General features: G+C 40.0%; 15 protein-coding genes, 1 pseudogene and 2 CRISPR repeat arrays. Of the genes and pseudogenes, 2 read left to right on the forward strand and 14 right to left on the reverse strand.

All coding sequences use genetic code 11. The features are described from left to right. Positions 1-791: 791 nt before the first annotated feature. The 12 genes and pseudogenes from NSB28_RS25035 to NSB28_RS21190 all read right to left on the reverse strand — a co-directional run. Positions 792-1223: pseudogene (locus tag NSB28_RS25035) on the reverse strand (lysine--tRNA ligase); the annotation flags it as partial. Positions 1224-1410: 187 nt separating this feature from the next. Continuing rightward, on the reverse strand, positions 1411-1821 hold the full coding sequence (locus NSB28_RS21140) for a HEPN domain-containing protein (protein ID WP_257497796.1): 411 nt from the start codon (positions 1819-1821) through the stop codon (positions 1411-1413). Then, complete coding sequence (locus NSB28_RS21145) at positions 1814-2149, reverse strand: nucleotidyltransferase domain-containing protein (protein ID WP_109748500.1); 336 nt, start codon at positions 2147-2149, stop codon at positions 1814-1816. Before NSB28_RS21145 ends, NSB28_RS21140 begins: the two co-directional genes overlap by 8 nt. A gap of 85 nt (positions 2150-2234) precedes the next feature. Beyond that, the gene (locus NSB28_RS21150) at positions 2235-2468 is read right to left on the reverse strand and encodes a nucleotidyltransferase domain-containing protein (protein WP_257497797.1); all 234 of its coding nucleotides are present in this window, start codon (positions 2466-2468) and stop codon (positions 2235-2237) included. Positions 2469-2702: 234 nt separating this feature from the next. Further along, a CRISPR array of direct repeats spans positions 2703-3585; the repeat unit is 31 nt; unit sequence ATTTCAATCCACGCCACTATGCAGTGGCGAC. A gap of 189 nt (positions 3586-3774) precedes the next feature. Beyond that, the gene (cas2, locus tag NSB28_RS21155; protein ID WP_109748501.1) at positions 3775-4065 is read right to left on the reverse strand and encodes a CRISPR-associated endonuclease Cas2; all 291 of its coding nucleotides are present in this window, start codon (positions 4063-4065) and stop codon (positions 3775-3777) included. A gap of 8 nt (positions 4066-4073) precedes the next feature. Further along, complete coding sequence (gene cas1c / locus NSB28_RS21160; RefSeq protein WP_109748502.1) at positions 4074-5105, reverse strand: type I-C CRISPR-associated endonuclease Cas1c; 1032 nt, start codon at positions 5103-5105, stop codon at positions 4074-4076. After that, on the reverse strand, positions 5102-5767 hold the full coding sequence (gene cas4 / locus NSB28_RS21165; RefSeq protein WP_109748573.1) for a CRISPR-associated protein Cas4: 666 nt from the start codon (positions 5765-5767) through the stop codon (positions 5102-5104). Before cas4 ends, cas1c begins: the two co-directional genes overlap by 4 nt. Continuing rightward, a complete protein-coding gene (gene cas7c / locus NSB28_RS21170; RefSeq protein WP_109748503.1) occupies positions 5767-6657 on the reverse strand; it encodes a type I-C CRISPR-associated protein Cas7/Csd2 in 891 nt (296 codons plus the stop codon). The genes cas4 and cas7c overlap by 1 nt, the downstream gene beginning before the upstream one ends. 1 nt (position 6658) lies before the next feature. Then, on the reverse strand, positions 6659-8440 hold the full coding sequence (gene cas8c / locus NSB28_RS21175) for a type I-C CRISPR-associated protein Cas8c/Csd1 (protein WP_109748504.1): 1782 nt from the start codon (positions 8438-8440) through the stop codon (positions 6659-6661). After that, on the reverse strand, positions 8437-9096 hold the full coding sequence (cas5c, locus tag NSB28_RS21180; protein WP_109748505.1) for a type I-C CRISPR-associated protein Cas5c: 660 nt from the start codon (positions 9094-9096) through the stop codon (positions 8437-8439). Before cas5c ends, cas8c begins: the two co-directional genes overlap by 4 nt. A gap of 119 nt (positions 9097-9215) precedes the next feature. Beyond that, entirely contained in the window at positions 9216-11345 is a 2130-nt protein-coding gene (gene cas3, locus NSB28_RS21185; RefSeq protein ID WP_109748506.1) for a CRISPR-associated helicase Cas3', read from the reverse strand. 264 nt (positions 11346-11609) lie between these two features. Continuing rightward, a CRISPR array of direct repeats spans positions 11610-14175; the repeat unit is 31 nt; unit sequence ATTTCAATCCACGCCACTACGCAGTGGCGAC. Positions 14176-14383: 208 nt separating this feature from the next. Further along, entirely contained in the window at positions 14384-14620 is a 237-nt protein-coding gene (locus NSB28_RS21190) for a kinase (RefSeq protein WP_109748574.1), read from the reverse strand. Between the two features lie 578 nt (positions 14621-15198). Here NSB28_RS21190 and NSB28_RS21195 point away from each other — a divergent pair. Beyond that, entirely contained in the window at positions 15199-15960 is a 762-nt protein-coding gene (locus NSB28_RS21195; protein WP_109748507.1) for a Fic family protein, read from the forward strand. 373 nt (positions 15961-16333) lie between these two features. Here the strand turns inward: NSB28_RS21195 and NSB28_RS21200 are convergent, their stop codons facing one another. Then, positions 16334-16612, reverse strand: a complete 279-nt coding sequence (locus NSB28_RS21200; RefSeq protein ID WP_257497815.1) for a transglutaminase domain-containing protein — start codon at positions 16610-16612, stop codon at positions 16334-16336. A 621-nt stretch (positions 16613-17233) separates the two neighbouring features. Between NSB28_RS21200 and NSB28_RS21205 the strand changes: the two genes are divergently transcribed. Next, on the forward strand, positions 17234-18097 hold the full coding sequence (locus NSB28_RS21205) for an AraC family transcriptional regulator (protein WP_109748508.1): 864 nt from the start codon (positions 17234-17236) through the stop codon (positions 18095-18097). A gap of 6 nt (positions 18098-18103) precedes the next feature. Here the strand turns inward: NSB28_RS21205 and NSB28_RS21210 are convergent, their stop codons facing one another. Then, entirely contained in the window at positions 18104-19429 is a 1326-nt protein-coding gene (locus NSB28_RS21210; RefSeq protein WP_109748509.1) for an MFS transporter, read from the reverse strand. Positions 19430-19704: the final 275 nt, after the last annotated feature.

Below are 19704 nucleotides of genomic sequence, written 5' to 3' on the forward strand. Positions count from 1 at the left end.
GAATTGTCATATCTTAATTCTTACCAAAAAGGAGTCATTTTTTTCAAAAGACACAAGTTTATTTACACTACCATCCACGCCACTACATAGTGGCGACAAGATAAAGTCCATATTCACCTCTGAAAATAGTTCTAATTTCAATCCACGCCACTACATAGTGGCGACGCGGAATACAAGGACACAGGGGAAATTATAAAGGATTTCAATCCACGCCACTACATAGTGGCGACAGCAAAAACATCCAAAAATCAACTTCAACATTTGTATGTTTTCTGTAATTTTAACACAAAAAGTTCTTCATTTAAAGGTTTTTATTTTATTTTTCTTGCTCTGCACCAACAAAATAACACATTTTTTGGTGCGAATCCCCCTAGGATTTTATGTTCACTTAAGATTCGCACCAGAAAACAGCGCTAACATATACTTAGAACTTCAACCTTTCCACCTGTATACGGCACTTTCCAATATATCCGCTTCATACAGTCATCTTTTCCAAGGATTGTCTGATCACATCAAGATCAGATATAGATATTATAATTCATCTCATAATAATCAATAATCCAACACACTGTAACAAAACCTCCCCGAGGCTAACACTGCAATATATATAACCTTACTGCCGCTATGTGATATGACAGTAGGAGTTAAATACCTCTCATCTATTTATGCATATATTATCGTGCGAAGCATCCCCGTCTATAGGATCTAAATTATGAGATGCATGGAGGTCTATACCTTTTAAGAAAAAAGCCGCGGAATATATTCGTTCCATGAACTTTTCTTGTATTTCTATACAACTTTGCTCCAGCCGAAATCCTGTCATCTGCCATCAATAAATTCAGACCTTCTCTTCCATCTTCCTCATAAACTACTGAAATCAACATTCCTCATAAATCAATTCCCATTATTGTTTTTTTGCGGCAGATTTATGATTGCGATACAAGTTTTCCAGCCAATTCTTGCTGGGCGTAATACTCGTGAATACCGCTTAAAATCATGCCTTCAACATCCGTCCAATCACCAAGAACGAACTTCAGAAGCTTCTCGCTCTTCGCTACAGTTACGCAGGCCTTTACCTTAACAGCTCTGAGATCCAACTTACTGAAGGTTTCAAAATCTAACATCTCTTCAAAAAGCGGTTCGATTTTTACGTTAGAAAAATCAATCTTCTCCGGCGCTTTCTCATCCTGCGCAGCAACTGATTTTTCCGGTGCGGCAGCCTTTTAGAAGCGTCAGCTCCACCGCTGCTCTTCATTGTCAGGAGACTGGGAACACCTTATTCAACAGATCTGTGTTGTCCTCTAAAGGTCTGTTTTATAAGGAATCAGGTATTCTCAGAGACTTTATAAGTCTATTGAAACCTACAACATTTTATACCAGTTGGTACAAAACTGGTACAATCGTGTTGTACTATTCCTTCAACAATTCTTCGATATATTTACTGAGTAATCTAAATATATATTCAGCATTTGCAATTTGTTCTTCTGTATCTGATCTGCTAGCGAGAAACATGTCATCATAATCCGATGCGTTCCTTATTGTAAATGCAGAGCCTATCATTTTAGATACTTCAATTGGGAAAACCCCCTCTTTTATATATCTTCTGCGAAATTCTGCAATGACACCGCTATGTTTACTGGAATCAAAATTATCAAAAACTAATACAGCTCTCATAGCATGAAATACCGTATAATATGCTCTATTATTTGCTATGCGGTAATTGCCGGAATTAAACAACAAATATGCTGCCTCCAAATCTTCTTTCGCCCGCTCTATACGATATTTTGCATAATCTTTTTGCAACGAACTATATTCAGGCAATCTGAACACCCTCTTTCTGTACATTCTGGTAGAACTTAGATACTGGCATATACTTCTGATATATTCTGTAATTTAGGAAAACAGGTGTCAATACAACATCATAATCCCAATCAAGTTTATCCGCCACATCTAAAATACGCTTTCTCTCCAGACCAATTGTTTCTTGCGGAACATCCAGCAGAACCATAATATCAATATCGCTGTCCTGTTCATAGTCTCCACGAGCACATGATCCATATAAAATAATCTTATATAATTTTTCTCCATAGATTTCCTTTGCTGCCTCTGAAAACTTAGCCATCACTTCTTTAATCTTTTCTTCCGTCATATAGTCACCGTCCCTACCTGTTTTTAATCTACTTTATGCCATTTGTACACATTCCATTCATCGCATATATCGCTGATACGCTGCATCAAATAACTTCACTCCCTATTTTTTCAACATTAACAGAGAATGGATATATCTGTATCAACTTATTAGAATACTCTTCTCTTTTTGCTATGGCCTTAATGTCAATCTCTGAATCCCTTGTATAATCACTTCTGGCATAAGTCCCATACAGAATAAAAGATTTTAAATACGTTCCATATATTTTTGTTAATGCTTCTATATATTGGTTAAGTAAGGGCTGAATTGTTACTAGCATAAATTTCTCCCATCATAATAATTTGTAGTATTCAGGCAAACCGAACACCCTCTCTCCCCACTCTGGCTTATCCCATACCCCTAAAATGCGTTTCCTTAACAATCCAATCGTTTTCTGTAAAATACTAAGCAAAACTATGATATCAATATCGCTGTTCTGTTCATAGTTACCAAGGGACACATAAGCCACTACTTAATGGCAATCAGGTGCAATTAAAGCTCCTATGATGATGACGATTTAATCCACGCCACTACATAGTGGCGACCTGACAAGTATAATTGTTATGATTCTCTTAAATCAATTTCAATCCACGCCACTATGCAGTGGCGACCGGGTAGGCCCTCGTGGAACTATGTGAAGACTATCATTTCAATCCACGCCACTATGCAGTGGCGACGTGGCGCGTGCTGCACAGATAAGAAAACCAATTACCATTTCAATCCACGCCACTATGCAGTGGCGACATCGCTACACGAATCTCTTTTGATGTAAAAAATGAATTTCAATCCACGCCACTATGCAGTGGCGACGGCAATTAATAATACCAATGTCTTTTTAGAAGTAATTTCAATCCACGCCACTATGCAGTGGCGACCTTCGTGTTCAATGGTTGCCTTGAACAGTTCAACATTTCAATCCACGCCACTATGCAGTGGCGACTATAAGTATTGGCATTTGTTTCCCAACCCGCCGGATTTCAATCCACGCCACTATGCAGTGGCGACAAAACAGTTTATCCGGCTATACCTTCCCTGAAGAGATTTCAATCCACGCCACTATGCAGTGGCGACTATTTCGTCCCTTGTACCATAATGTCATAGTCTTTATTTCAATCCACGCCACTATGCAGTGGCGACAAGTTCAATGGCCCTGGTGAAGCAGTATACAGGAATTTCAATCCACGCCACTATGCAGTGGCGACGTTTCTAGATATTCGCAGATTAATAGAGTACAAGATTTCAATCCACGCCACTATGCAGTGGCGACGAAACATGCTGATGCTGATACGAGCACTGGCAGAATTTCAATCCACGCCACTATGCAGTGGCGACCCACAAGCCTGCGTACATAAAGGTTTATGGTTGGATTTCAATCCACGCCACTATGCAGTGGCGACAGCAAAAATGCACAAAAAACATTCCTCAATATGAATACTTTTTATACATACATCTAATTTTCACAGCTTTTATCCAAATCCTGCAAGCCTTTGCTTATTTTTTCTTGATCATTTTTATCAAATTTTAGAATTCTTTGGTGCGAATCCCCTGATAATTTTATGTTCACTTAAGGTTCGCACCAGACTCTTTTAGAATATCAAAGGTTTATCAACTTCTACTCCCTTGTTTACTCCTATATGTTCTACCTTAGTCTTATAATGATTACCTAGGTAATAAAACCTAAGACTGTCTACCTCTTCATTGATTATATCCTTTAATATTGATTTTAACATTATACACTGGGCATTGTCCAGTATACATTCAAAAACAGAATTCTGCACCCGCCTGCCATAATTCACGCATTGTTTTGCAACTTTCCTTAAGCGGGTTTTACCAGCTGAAGTCTCCGTATTCACATCATATGTAATTAGTACCAGCATAATATCGCCTACTTCCAGAAAAATGGGGGATATTCGTCAATATCTCCGCGAAGATACCTTGCAAGTAACATTGCCTGGCAAAACGGTATCATACCCCATTCTATTTTTTCATTCAGGTAAGGATGAGTTATAACATCTTTTTTCTTATTTTGCCACTCCGTCAAAAGAGTTCTCCTGGCATCATCCTTAATAATGACTGCTCCATCCTCTTTCTTAGAAAAATCTTTTCCTGTGAGTATTTTTTTATTAATAATAGTCAGCACAAAGCGATCAGCCAAAACTGGACGCAACTCTTCAATTAGATCCAGCGCCAAAGATACTCTTCCGGGACGGTCTGTATGCATATAACCAACATATGGATCAAGACCAACTGTCTCTAAAGCAGATGCTATCATATTTGTGAGTAATGTATACACAAACGACAACATTGCATTAACATTATCCATAGGAGGTCTTTTGTTTCTGCCCGAGAAATTAAAATCTTTCTTCTGCTGTAGAATCAGTTCATTAAAAACTCCAAAATATACACTTGCTGCCTCACCTTCATAACCTCTTAATTGTGCTACATCCTGACATGATTTAATGCTTTTAAGTGACTGCTGCAAAAAACCTGAAGCTTTCTTTACTCTTTCTAAATCTATCTGCAAACCGTGATCTCTTGCTGCCCTTTCCAAAATCCATCTGGCATTAAATACTTTGCCCAGAATACAGTTTCTTGCAATGCCCAGGCTGATTTCTTTATCATTGGATATTTCGTATTGTCTTTTTCGAAGGGTTACATTTCCTCTGACATCCCCTGTCACTCTAGCCAAAAATCTGCCTTGCGGAGTCATAAAGCAAAGTGATATATTACGTTCTGCGCAGCCTCCCATCAATGCCGGGCTTACGCCTCTGTAACCAAAAGACACTATTGCTTCCAGATTATGGAGCGGAATACGCCCTTTCTCCTCCTCCTTATCCCAAATCACAACATTTTCTCCATCCAATGAAAGATAACTGTCAGGTGAAGTAATGTATAATGTATTCAACAGTTTTCTCATTCATCATCCTCCGCTATCATGTTCTGGATGTAATCCTTTACCGATTGTGCTTTGCCCAGCTTAGGAAGGCATATATCCCTCAGAGAACAGGCATTACAGCTTTTAGACCATTTTACCTTTGGTGTATACCTGCGTTCAAAAAGCTGGTGCATTTCCTCAAAATTACCTCTTACCTTTTCTTTCAGATCAGCTGTAAACAAAACCTGCTCCCTGCGGCGGATCTCTCCATAGTATAAAGCACCCTCTTTAATTTCGGTCTGGAGCATTTCTTCCAGGCACATGGCCTGTGCAGTTAATTGTAGAATATCTATTTCTGTATCTTTTGGTCTACCCCTTTTATATTCTACCGGATATACCTCAAACATCCCTCTGTGTCCATGAAGAGGCACCCCATTTTCCGCTTTTCTGAATTCAACTATATCGCATACACCGCTAATCCCCATTGACCTTGAAAAGACAGGCAGACCTCTGCTTATAATAACATCATTTCTTTTCTCCGACAGATAAGGATCATGCGCCCTTTTATGCAGCAGTTCTCCCTCTACAGTATGCACATTTTCTTCCCACTGCTGCTCAATATGAATCAATGCCCACTGCCTTCTGCAAAATGCAAAATGCTGTATACCAGAAAGCATCAGAAAATCGTCCTCTTTATATTCCATCATATTTTTCTCATTATCTCTACAGTATCAGGAATCAAATCTTCATGGATGGTTACTGTATAGTCTGCATATTTTCTTGAATACATAACGTTTTCTTTTCGTTTAACTTCAACTGCATCAAAAAGCTTATACGCCGGGCAGTCCCCCAGTTCTTTACTATGTTTAAATACAATCAGCTCTCTTACTGCCATTTTTCCACGAGCTGCTGAATGATCATGTTCAAACATATTGATAATAGCTTCCCACAAAAGCTCTAAATCTTCTTCTGAAAATCCTGTCACCTTCCTGGCCAGATTTGCTGATATGTACCCTTCAACTCTATATAAAGCATATGGAATAATATTTTTTCGGCCCATCTCGGTTTTCTTATTCTCCGCATCCTGTTCTGTTGTAATAGCTACCCTCGTGATTGTCACTTCCTGACTTATGATGGGATCGATACTTCTGGCAAATCCCAACTGTACCGGACCTCTGACTTGTCCGCAGTTTAGCGATGCTTTTACAAAGGTAGTCATGACGGCGCCAAATGTCCGGATGTCAAAAAAATTCTGGCACATATAATCCCTTATCTTTACATCAACATCAGGATCTTTTTTCTTTAGTTCCTTGATTCCTTTATCATCCGTTTTCAAAAACTGATATGCCAGATTATCACTTCTGTTCAAAGGAACTTCCTCTTTAATATAAATCTTATATCCGTCTTCATCTTCTTTCACCGTCTGAACATAATTCCGGATTTTTCGTTTGAGGCACACATCTGTCACAATTCCATACCCGCTTTCCGGGTCTATTCTCGGAAGATTTCCCGCATCGGGATCCCCGTTTGGATTTCCATTTTCCACATCAAATAGTACAACAAATTCATATCTGTTTTTAATTATTTCTGACATTTTATGCCTCCTCCTTTTCCTTCTTTTCATATAGTTTTTGTGTCTGGTGATAGTATCCAAGCACAAACAGCCCCTGTTCCTCCAAAGACAAACGCCTCGGATAGGCATTAATTACACTGCCGTCTTCTACCACTATTTTATCCTGAAGCTCACCCAGCATAGTTTCATAGTAAATCTCTTTTCCTTTACTGCTAATCTTTTTAATATGGCTGTTTTTGAGTTTAAATAATATGGGAAAAATGGTTGCCGGTGTTGCTGATGCTGAGTTAAAATACCTGTCTTTAATTGTTGCATTTATCTCTGGATTTGCATCTTTCTGTATTTTCTCAAGTACAGCAAAAATTCTTCCAAGTGTATAAGCTATATTCGTACTGTTTTCGTTTAATGCCACTGTCACTTCCCCCTCTTCTAATCTTTTATTTCTCAGCAAATATGCCTTAATAATAGCCGTACGTCCCCGCGTAACTTTATAAATATGCAAATCTTTATTGTCCTGATCTGCACGGATCCTGCCCATAACCGCCTGATAAACAGAGTCCGGGTAACGGCTTCCGGAAACGACTGCCCTGTATACTGCCCCGGCCATATTAGCGGAAGGTTTTTTATCCCTGGATTTCTTATTGACTGTTTCCTGCAGCATCCTCCAAATCCCAAGATACTGTATTCCATCCACAGCTGTTTTGACAATCTCCATTCTTTTATAGTGCTCCCGAAGATTTTTTAAAATATTGCCAAAACTGTCCTGATAAAAAAAGCGAACAGCAATTCTTGCCGCATTTGGAGACAGGCCCAAAATATAAAATCGCTGATCCATTGATATATTTTCCTCAGCCTCACCAATATTTATCGCCTTTCCAGAAACCAGATTTTTAAAAATACCATCCACAATTTCCTGATTGTCAATTGTCGGTTCAGAAACTGCTGCAAAAACATTCTGGCATGCTTCTTTTCCATCTTCTGACCAATATACAATCATCGTGTCGCCGATAGAGGTGGCATGTTTTTTATCAGCCAGAAGATAATTAAGTGCCGTCGTATAAGCATAGACTGCAAAAGTGCTGACAGGTGCATTAAAGCTCTGTTCTTTTCCAAAAGATTCAAATGCCGGCGCATTAAACGAAACAAGTGCCGCACCGCTGGACTGAGCCCCCGGAACTCCTTTGATAGTCCCGTGGATTCTGGCTATTTCCATCCGCTTTCCCGTTACTAAGCAGATTCCCTCTGCACCTTTTTCCGATTCTTCCAGGTATACATTCCATGCATTTTGTATATCTTCATCATCCTGTGCATAAACATCATTAATTGAAAAAATCAAATTTCCCCCAGCCAAAATATCATCCAGATATGGCTTTAATATAGGATTCTCTCCGGCTTTTCCAGGATCCCATTTTTCGAAATACCTGCGTACTGCCGCTGCTGAGTCAGAGCTTACATTTTTCAAAATCTGAATATGCTTTTCTTTTGCATGTTCAAAACATTCTAAAGACCGCTCCGGCTTTCCTTTTTTATCTATACCTAACAGATAACTTGAATTATCACACAAAAAATTTGATAAAACACCTGAAGATCTTGGCACCATTTCAGGAACATCCAAATTCTGCGGAACTTCAACAGATTTTTTCCCTCTCTGTTCTGGCTTCTTAAGTGGGATAACACCCAAAAGTTCTCCATCCCCGGAGATATCTAAAGCAAAAGAAATTTTTGCTTTACACCAGCCTGGCCGTAGTACATCGCCTCTCTTCTCCAGGATTTCATAATACTGTACAAGTGACTGTAATATCATCGGATCACCTCACAGTCCCTCACGTCCAATATTCCATTCTTTAATATTGCCCTGAAAAACATAGGCTGTATATCATTAGGATTTGAATAATCAAAGTCATAAAGCATAAATCCCAAGTCTTTTTCCACATCTGGATACGCTGTTTGAATTTCCTCTTCTTCATACGCGTCAAAATAAACCGGAAATTCTCTGCACCCAAAATATGGCGTATGGTAACACTTTCCATTTCTCAAACGTCGCATCATCATATCCTTAAATTTCCCCGGATTATCTGACTTATTAGCATTATCTGTCATATCAAAATGTGCTTCAATAATATATTCCACATCTTTTAATAACAACGACGCTCTTTGTACTATTTCATCCCTGGTACTGATAAAAAGTGGTTTGGCTGAACCATTGATTGCACTTAAGACATTTGATGCAAGCACTTTGCTTTTTACCTCGTTTCGTCTGATGCTGGTAAACTGAATTGGTTTCATTACATATATTTTATCTATTACCCAGCGCATACCCGGATGCCATAGAATTGCCTCCAGTATACCGCGTGCTGCTGAAGGCGTAATCATATCATAACTGCATCTCTCTACTTTCATTTCTGGTCTGGAGAATAATGCCATATCCCCCCAGACCCTGACCCGTACTCCCATACTCATGCTCCTCCTTTCCAGAATCAATATTATTTCAATCCACATAATAAGCTCATATCAGTGGCGGATTTCTCCCTTAATATATTGAATCCTATAGATAAAGAATAACGTTTTTAAATAGTTCATCAAAACATCACTGCATCCCCTCTGCTCACTTCCATCTTCAATCCAGATTCTTCCGTATAATCCGCTTCATTTCTTAACAAATAATAATTTGTATCCAGATTTTTTAAAAGTCCGGCACCGTTTAGATTTTCAAAATCATTCTTATAGATATTTATGCAATACTGACCTGCTTCGCGCATTAATTCACGAGATTGTTCTCCCCTTTGTATTCTTTTAACTATCTCTTTTGCCTGTTCTTCCTTGTCTATCAAAATAGTCACCGTATTGCTTTCTATTAATTTAAACTGTTCTGCCACTGATTTAAAAGGAAAGCTGTAACTCTTCATACCATCTTCAAATTGTTTCACAATATACTTAACATCTAATCCTGAGCCCTTGTAATAATATAAAAGTTCAAAATATTCCTTAATTGCATCTAAGGATGAAATATCCTCATATTTCCTGACTATTTTTTTAGCCATCTCAATCGGCAATTTTAACTCTGCCGGTACTCCCATGCTGTCATCTTCTATTGTAAATACAATTGTCTGGCAGGCATTTTTATTCTTCTTTCCTTCCCTGTTACATCTTCCTGCTGCCTGAATTACAGAATCCAGTCCTGCAAGTTCACGGTATACTGTATTAAAGTCAAAATCTACCCCTGCTTCAACCAGGCTCGTAGCAATAACGAGGCATTTCTCTCCTTTTTTCAGACGACTGCGGATAGTATCTAAAATCCTGCTTCGATGTTTTGGATACATAAATGTTGATAAATGGAATATACCTTCACCACTCAAATTTTCAAAGATTCTCTGCACACGTTTTCTATTATTAAGAATACAAAGTGCCTGATGTTGATGTTCAAACTCTTTTATGAGACTTTCTTCTGTATATTCACCTTTAAAGATAACTTCTGTCCTTTTGAAAAATTGATACTGTTCTTTAACATCAGGGCAAATTTCCACTGCTTTTAACTGACTGATAAAAAAGTTCTGGAGTGCCGGCTGGGTAGCTGTACAGATAACCGCCGTACAATGATAATTCCAAACCAACTCATTAATCGCCTGTATACAAGGCTTTAAATAATTTACAGGAAGCATTTGTGCTTCATCAAATATAATTACACTTCTCGAAATATTATGCAGTTTCCGGCATTTTGAAGTCTTATTATGATACAATGATTCAAAAAACTGAACATTTGTAGTGACCACAACTGGCAGGTCCCAATTCTCCGCTGCCAACTGTTTCAATTCCAGTTCTTCCCCGTCCTCATATACAACATTACTGTGATCTTCCAGAACATTAAAAACTCCCAGTATTTTCTTAAATATCAGGGAGTTTTGTTCTATTATACTTGTATAAGGTATTACATATATAATTCTATCCATATGATTTCGTACAGCATGTTTCAGGGCAAAGGCCAGCGAAGAAATCGTTTTTCCGCCGCCAGTGGGCACCGTTAAACGATACAATCCCTGGGCACCGTCTCCCTTTTCCATACATGTGCGAAGAATTTTTGTTCTTCTTCCATTGACTGTATTAGAATCATCATTTTCCAGCCAAGGCTTTACATAATCCAAAAGTTTCTGTAACAGAACCTCCATAGAATCATATTTGCCTCTGACAATCCTGCCATCTGACATAAACTCTTCTGTATCAAGATAATCTGCATCTACCAGGCATGAAAACAACATTCTGATAAAAAACGACACACTATATCCACCATTTCCAATAGGTTTTAATGGAATATCATGAAACGCCGGAATCTCTATTTCTTTGTGAAAATCCTCATAGTCCTCTATATTTTTGGCCATTCTGCCATAAAATGAAGATGAGGCATCTCCTTTTGTTCCACCATCGGGCAGGCCTGAATGGTGCCCTGCTACACAATATGCTGCCAATATATTACCATTACTGTATAATTCCTTTGCTCCGGCAGTTGCATGGTCTACCTTTATACCACAATTCAAAAGCCGCTTTTGGAATCCTTTACTGTACTTTCCAATGTCATGTACTAAACCACATCCATATCCCCACTCCCTGCAATCAAAACTTGAGGAAAACTCACCACATAGAATAGCTGTACCATTTAAATGTTCACATACTGACTGTTTTCTTGCTTTATCTTTGCTAATATGTGCTAAATACATAGACTCCTCCCACACTTTATTCAGTTATCAAGTTACACGACTCATTCATTTTTAAGTATAGCACTCTTTTGGTGATTTTCAACTATTTTTTGACTAATTTCCTTATGTTTTTGTATCTTTTTGTATCTTTTTGCATTTATCATGATGTACTTTCAGATAATATCAATCTTTTGCAGTAAAAGCATCACTTTATACCAACAGGTTTAGTCCCTATCTATATAGTGGCGACTCGGAACTCCGAAAGTTATGCCTTGCCTTATCAATATTTCAATCCACGCCACTACGCAGTGGCGACATTCTGGCTCTATGCCATTAAATCCAGCCTCAAAATTTCAATCCACGCCACTACACAGTGGCGACGTTATTGGAGCACTTGGTTCATTTGCTTGCTCAAAATTTCAATCCACGCCACTACACAGTGGCGACAACGCAAAGCCGCCAGAAGACCCTTGTGAGGTTATTTCAATCCACGCCACTACACAGTGGCGACGGTGCTCAGGACCCTGATCGGCGTGGAGACATTGAATTTCAATCCACGCCACTACACAGTGGCGACCATTTGGGACTTGACCCGGAAGAAGTGAAAGACCATTTCAATCCACGCCACTACACAGTGGCGACGATCCTAAAATCCTGCTCTCATCATGGTTTAGCAATTTCAATCCACGCCACTACACAGTGGCGACAGGGTAGCCGCTATGATTCCAATATGACTACAACGATTTCAATCCACGCCACTACGCAGTGGCGACTAAAAAGGATGCGGATATTCTGGACACTAAGCTATTTCAATCCACGCCACTACGCAGTGGCGACTTTCATAAATGCCCATCAGACATCCTTCCTTTCATTTCAATCCACGCCACTACGCAGTGGCGACGGCTTTTTCACCTGTAAACCCCATAGCCAAAAGAATTTCAATCCACGCCACTACGCAGTGGCGACTTGTTTCCCCATAATACCCTTTTACTTTATTTTTATTTCAATCCACGCCACTACGCAGTGGCGACGAGAATACACTTGCAATGCTTGATCTATTACGTATTTCAATCCACGCCACTACGCAGTGGCGACGAAAATGATGAAGAGTTTTTAAAGCGTCAGCAAATTTCAATCCACGCCACTACGCAGTGGCGACTTGGTGATGACATTGGGGACGATTTTCTACAGGGATTTCAATCCACGCCACTACGCAGTGGCGAATCGAAGTTCCTGCTGATATGCTGGACAAGATAACTATTTCAATCCACGCCACTACGCAGTGGCGACATGATTTCGATAGGAAACTACGAGATATTATGATTATTTCAATCCACGCCACTACGCAGTGGCGACGCTCCGCATCCACACGCGACTGTTTCTGACCGTGTAATTTCAATCCACGCCACTACGCAGTGGTGACTGTTTGAAATTGTTATGCCGCGGAGACTTTATAGAATTTCAATCCACGCCACTACGCAGTGGCGACTGGAGGTGTCGGCCCCTGGGTCCGCTGGGAGCTGATTTCAATCCACGCCACTACGCAGTGGCGACGTGTAGTAGATCAGGATAGTTTTGATAAAGCCATATTTCAATCCACGCCACTACGCAGTGGCGACAAATTATATCTGATACAGCCTTTACACCTTCAACATTTCAATCCACGCCACTACGCAGTGGCGACAAAATTACCGGTAAAGGTAAAGGCGATGATACAATTTCAATCCACGCCACTACGCAGTGGCGACTACACCTACGCCAATAAAATGTGCTGTGGTATTTATTTCAATCCACGCCACTACGCAGTGGCGACGCGTAGCGAACTGTTGGAATAACCTGGATCTGCATGATTTCAATCCACGCCACTACGCAGTGGCGACCTGAAAGTTAATATAACACAGAAAAAGGATTTTATTTCAATCCACGCCACTACGCAGTGGCGACTATAATGCTTATCAGTTGACGTTTGACGACTATATTTCAATCCACGCCACTACGCAGTGGCGACATGTGGTATATACCAGTGGATTGCGTCTGATTTATTTCAATCCACGCCACTACGCAGTGGCGACTCTATATGAGCGCAGGAAAAAGATATTGGAGGGATTTCAATCCACGCCACTACGCAGTGGCGACCTTTTATCATCAAACCGTTAGGTGCGGATAAGGTAATTTCAATCCACGCCACTACGCAGTGGCGACTTTAGGGTATTGAGGGTATCGGATGTATTGAGAATTTCAATCCACGCCACTACGCAGTGGCGACACTCAACGGCACATGTCCCATTAAATGTATAGAATTTCAATCCACGCCACTACGCAGTGGCGACGCTCTTACAGAGTGTACTCCCAAACCTCCCAGATATTTCAATCCACGCCACTACGCAGTGGCGACACTCAGCAAAGACATAAAGAAAATGGTGCAGGAAATTTCAATCCACGCCACTACGCAGTGGCGACCTAACGCATTTTTGAATGCATCATTAAGTATAGCTATTTCAATCCACGCCACTACGCAGTGGCGACTTGGTTGTAGTTATTACATTATATCTAATAACAAATTTCAATCCACGCCACTACGCAGTGGCGACACTTTGGAGCAAGGTACAACCAGAGGAACAAAGAATTTCAATCCACGCCACTACGCAGTGGCGACCGCCTGTGTGGCAGTCTGGTTGCCAATACGCACTATTTCAATCCACGCCACTACGCAGTGGCGACAGTTACTGATGTGCTCGATAAAGCTATTGACGGTATTTCAATCCACGCCACTACGCAGTGGCGACATCATTTTCTTTTATAATTTCCTTAACTCCATATATTTCAATCCACGCCACTACGCAGTGGCGACGGCAAAAATGCATATATTCCTCCTGGAATATAAATACGTTTTTAGTATTATATCACAATACTTCTGCCTTTTTCAACCAATTTCATCCTCCAAGATTAAAAAATCATATCCTTAATACCACAAAAAAGGTGCGAATCCCTCGGGAATTTTATGTTCACTTACTATTCGCACTTCACATCACATAGCGTTTTGCTTTACGATAATACTGTTATTTCCATTCTCCCAATATCTTAACTATTTCGTCCTCATATTCGCCCAGAAGCTCTTCGTCTTTTCCTCCCTGACGTATATTCGTCTCAACTCCCCATTCACCATCACGGAATTCCCAGATATGATATCTCAAACCTCTATATCCAAAATCCAGGCTGCCGCATCCTTCTATTTCTGTATACTCAAACTGAAGATTCATTTTCTTTAACGTATTCTGTACTTTTATCAATCTCATAATTATTACACTCCTTTTTCTTTTAAGGGCAATAAATCTGGATATACTCAGATATCTGCTCATCTTGCATTCCTTAAATTTACAATTATAATTTTATTCCGCTAAAATTGTCCTATAAGTGATGTACCGACATTTTTCCCAGTTTGTTGATATTTTTTCGCATTTTCGCCGATTGATATCCCAGCCCTAATACAGTATACTATTATAATCCGGCAGATTACGGATGGGCGTGCTTCGCACGATAATGTATACACCTCCGTGCATCCCATAATTCAGATCCTTACGGATAGGCGTGCTTCGCACGATAATGTATACACCTCCGTGCATCCCACAATTCAGATCCTTACGGATGGGCGTGCTTCGCACGATAATGTATCCTTAATTCTTCTAACGACTAAATATTCTACCACAGACTGGCGTGGATTGAAATCCATCGTTATCCCTGACCGTAAAGGCACCCGCGTGTCGCCACTGCATAGTGTGGAGTATCAAACTCATAATGCAACAGGCAGTGGTACATGCCTGATTTTTACCCGTTGCCTGCGTAAATAATACTCTAAAGAAAGGACGAAATCAATATGGCTCATTTACAGGAACTGTTAAATAAAACTGATTTTTATAAGGATATAATCGCATCAGCTTCTGATGATAAAAAGGCGGCACACGATTTAAATGACTACTTTCGTTCAGAAATTATCTTCAACAGTAATTCTCTGGACGGCAGCAGCATTACACTTTCCGAAACCCGTTCGATTCTTGAAGGCAATACATCGAAGGACAGGAAAACACCACTCTCTGACGTCTCCTTTTATGCCGTTACCGGATTTAGCCAGGCATATGAATATATGCTGGAGCTCTCAAAACAGGATGATCTTACAATCACAGATGAAATTGTAAGAAAAATGCATCTGCTTTTTTATCAGAACACAAACCCTGTTCTGGCCGGGAATTACCGTACAAAAATGATTCCCGCTTCCACATGCGGGCACTGTTCCCCTGAACCCGATGACCTTCCCAGACTCATGTCTCATTTAGGAGACCAGATCTTATCTTCACAGACTACTCTGCATCCGGTTGAACTTGCCGCCATGGCACACAAACGTCTTGTAGATATCTGTCCATTTGATACGGGAAATTTACAGATTGCAATGTTACTGATGAACCTTATTCTTATCAGATCAGGATATTGTACCGTGATTATTCCTGCGTCCAGAAGGGATGATTATCAGAATGCTCTGTCTGCATCCCGAAAATCTATTGATATGAATCCTTTCTCTATATTAATTGCAGAATGTACCATTGAGTCCTGTATGGAATATTGCAGGCTGCTTGATATGTAACTATTATGATTCCTCATATTCTCATAATCAGAGAATTTACTAAATAGCGGTGTTTTTCAAAAATCTCTGTTTTATCCGGGCAATAACTGTCCGGATAAAACCAGGAATGATCTTGTCACGTCTTTTATCCGGCGTATGCTCTCTGCTCCGCTTTTAGTTCCACGCTAACTGACACAATAGTTTTCCTGCGGCCAAATTCTTTTTACTAAAATGCTGCATCACATTCCCTTATCGAAATGATCAGCCGGCCCTTTTCTCTTATGCGGTATCCGCTATGATTCCCTGATCTTTTCACGTTCCTGTTCATCAGATGCCTTCACTCTGAATGTAAATATTATTTCTATACCATTTATCACTGGATTCTGAAAGTCTTTTACGGCAACTCCATATCCGCAAAAACTACATGTCTGTAATCAAACAGTACCTCCAGCCAGCTGTGAAGAATGCTGGCCGGAGCGCTCTTATAGACAAATCCTGTCATTGCACCTTTCTGCAGCTTTTTATTAATAGTAAATCCACGAATACGGCAGGGTACTCCAACAGCACACAGCAGCGCTATAAACAAGGTTCCCTTAGTATTACACTGACCATAGCCATCCAAAAAGACACGGTCCGCCGGAACAGAATCGCTGCAATTATAGCCAAAGTGGATCTCATCTCTTACAAGTTCATATGTGGCATTATTTTATCAAAATCATTCATTTCCCGCCATTGCCTGTCAACTATCAGCTATCAGCCTTTGAATTGATTTTGATGAAAAGTTAAGCATCATTGTTTCCTTTAAACGAATTTTTTCACCCTTGACTCATTTTCTTACGGCCTGTACAGTAAATGCACCGACCCGCTGAATACTTACGTGTAATTCATAAATTCACCCTTTTTCTCTTACCTGTGCTATCATTGTATCAAATCAAAGGTCCCTCTGCAAGCAGACGGAGTACCAAACTTGTATTATACTCTGTGATATAGGTTACTGTTCTCTTCCGTGACCAGTAACTGATATAGTACAGTTAAAAATATAATCCCGGACAAAAAAACAGTGATAATGACAGGAAAAGTCCACGCTTATCTTCTATACTTATACCAGATGAGAGGCAGACTATAATATAAATATCGTAACTATTCAGTACCTTCACAGTTACATGCAAAAATCCATTTAAAATCACCTTCGGCGATGGGATTTTTGCACCCTGAATCATTTTCTTACGGTCTGTGCAGTAAATGCACAGACCTGCTGAATAGTTACTAAATATCAATTAAATGGAGGAATCATATGGACTGGTTGGAAGCAATGAATGAATCTATTGATTATATGGAAGGACATCTTCTTGATCCCATCACTCCTGAAGATGTAGCAGCACACGTAAATATTTCAGGTTTTTATTTTCAGAATGGTTTTAAGATCATAACCGGCATGACTATCGGCTCTTATCTCAGGAACAGGCGCCTGTACCTGGCCGCGCTTGATGTCATTTCCGGAAATGAAAAAATTATTGACCTGGCATTTAAATATGGTTATGAGACTCCTGAAAGCTTTACTAAAGCTTTCAGCCGTTTTCACGGATGTCCGCCCGCCCAGTTAAAGAAATCTCCGTCTAAGATCCAGATATTTCAGCCTCTTCTCATTAAAATCTCAGTGGAAGGCGGTAATAATATGAATTACAAAATTGAAAAATCTGAAGCTTTTAAAATCATCGGTATGGAGAGGATATTCTCATATGAGAACTCGTATACAGAAATCCCTCTCTTCTGGACGGAGTATTATACAAAATACTCTGAGACTTACAATAAAAAACTTGGGGGTTCCTGCAGCATATGGAAATATGGAGTGTGCATAGAAGACCCGGCAATGAAAAACCAATTTGCATATATGATCGCCGGTGATTATCATAATGAAGAAATTCCGGAAGGCCTCAAGGTAGTTGAGATACCGGCGCAGACCTGGACAAAGTTTGAATGTAAAGGACCCTTGCCTGTATCCCTGCAGTCGGTAAATACCCGTATCTTCCATGAGTGGCTCCCGGGCAATCCCAAGTATGAGATAGCCGCCGGATATAATATTGAATTGTATACTATGGGAGACACTTCTTCTCAGGACTATATCAGCGAGATCTGGATTCCTGTGAAAGAGAAGTAAACTGCACTACCTTTTCTTTTTTCTCCGGAGCAGCAAGACTGCCATAATTACTCCTGCATTATTTAACAGGTAGGCAGTCTCTGCTCCCAGCCAGGATGCCATGAAGCCAGTCCAGGTGATTCCCAGAGGGATCAGAAGGTTGGCGGAAAAAGACAGCAGTCCAAAAAACCTCCCCTGATAGCTCAATGGTATCCTTGTCTGAAAATAAGATGACAGCGGCACATTTACACATGAGGTAATAATTCCTATTACCATTTCCAGAATCATAAAAACAATAAAATATAACGTTTTATCCGGATAAAGTATTATGGCAAATATACTGACAAGGCTCATACAGAATGCGTTAGCCAAAAATAACGTATTCATGTGTCCAAACAGCTCCAGTCTGTGGTTTTTAAATATGAAAATGCCGGCCAGGAGCGTGCCTGTTATAAATGAGGCCGTGCTAAAACCATATAACTTTTCTGATATATGATATCTCTGTATTAAAATACCCGGGAAAATTATTTCATTATCATTTGCCACAAAGAAATTTAACGTCATTACAAGAAGAAACAGTGCCAGGATCTCCTTGTTGCCCAACACATAACTTATCCCTTCTTTCAACTCTCTCCTGACATTACATTTTCCAGATTCTTCACTTGAAACCTCTCCCCATTCTGTTTTTCTGCATTCGTCTGCCTTTAATCCTGCCCTCCTGTCCTTCCCGCATGTGTCTCTGCTGCGGTTTGGAGGTATGTATTCGATCCGGCATTCCTGGAGTGCCGAACATGCATATAAGACTGCTGACACAACAAGCACCGTCCTGAATCCCATTATCCCATATACAAGGGTCCCCACTGCCGGAGCGATCATTGAGACTGCTGTATCGCAGAAACTTTTCAGTGCATTATATTTCTGCATCGAATCAGAATCCAGCAGCTCCGAAAACATTACCTTTGAAGCGATATCAAAAAAGCTGGCGCAGCCCTTTATAACCATCACTCCGGCCAGCAGCAGAATCAGATAGCGGCTTTTCGTGCCGCACATCACGGCCAGTCCTGTATAGATCAATGAGGTACATAAATCGCAGCATATGATCAGCTTCTTTTTATTCACTCTTTCCACCATTACTCCTAAAAACGGAGTTATTATGATTGCCGGAATACTGGCTATTGTAAAAAAGCCGCCTGATACTGCCAGACTGTCTGAATATCCAAGCACAAATAGAGGCAGGGTTATAAGAAAAAATGCTTCACCAAAGGCTGAAGTACTTCTGCCCAGTATCAAGCGCTTTATATTCACATTATTATCATTCTTTATATTCCTGCAGTTCCCCTGTTTAGAAATCATATCATCCCTCACATTCTAACCATTTTTATTCTATATTATATCATTAAACGCATTTTGTCTATATATAAATAAACTATTTTTATATATGTTTGTTAATTCAAACTTTTTCCATCTGCATAATTGAGCCGTAACCGGGACTTCTGCATAATAAATGGGCTGAATACCACACATGTCACATGCCGGTATCCAGCCCAGTTCCTCTGGGCTGCTGTCCCAAAGTCTGCTTTACACTAATTTTCCATTATTATACTCATAATGATTGTCGCATTCATAAT

It is taken from the genome of Murimonas intestini (genome assembly GCF_024622195.1).
GTDB lineage: Bacteria > Bacillota > Clostridia > Lachnospirales > Lachnospiraceae > Murimonas > Murimonas intestini.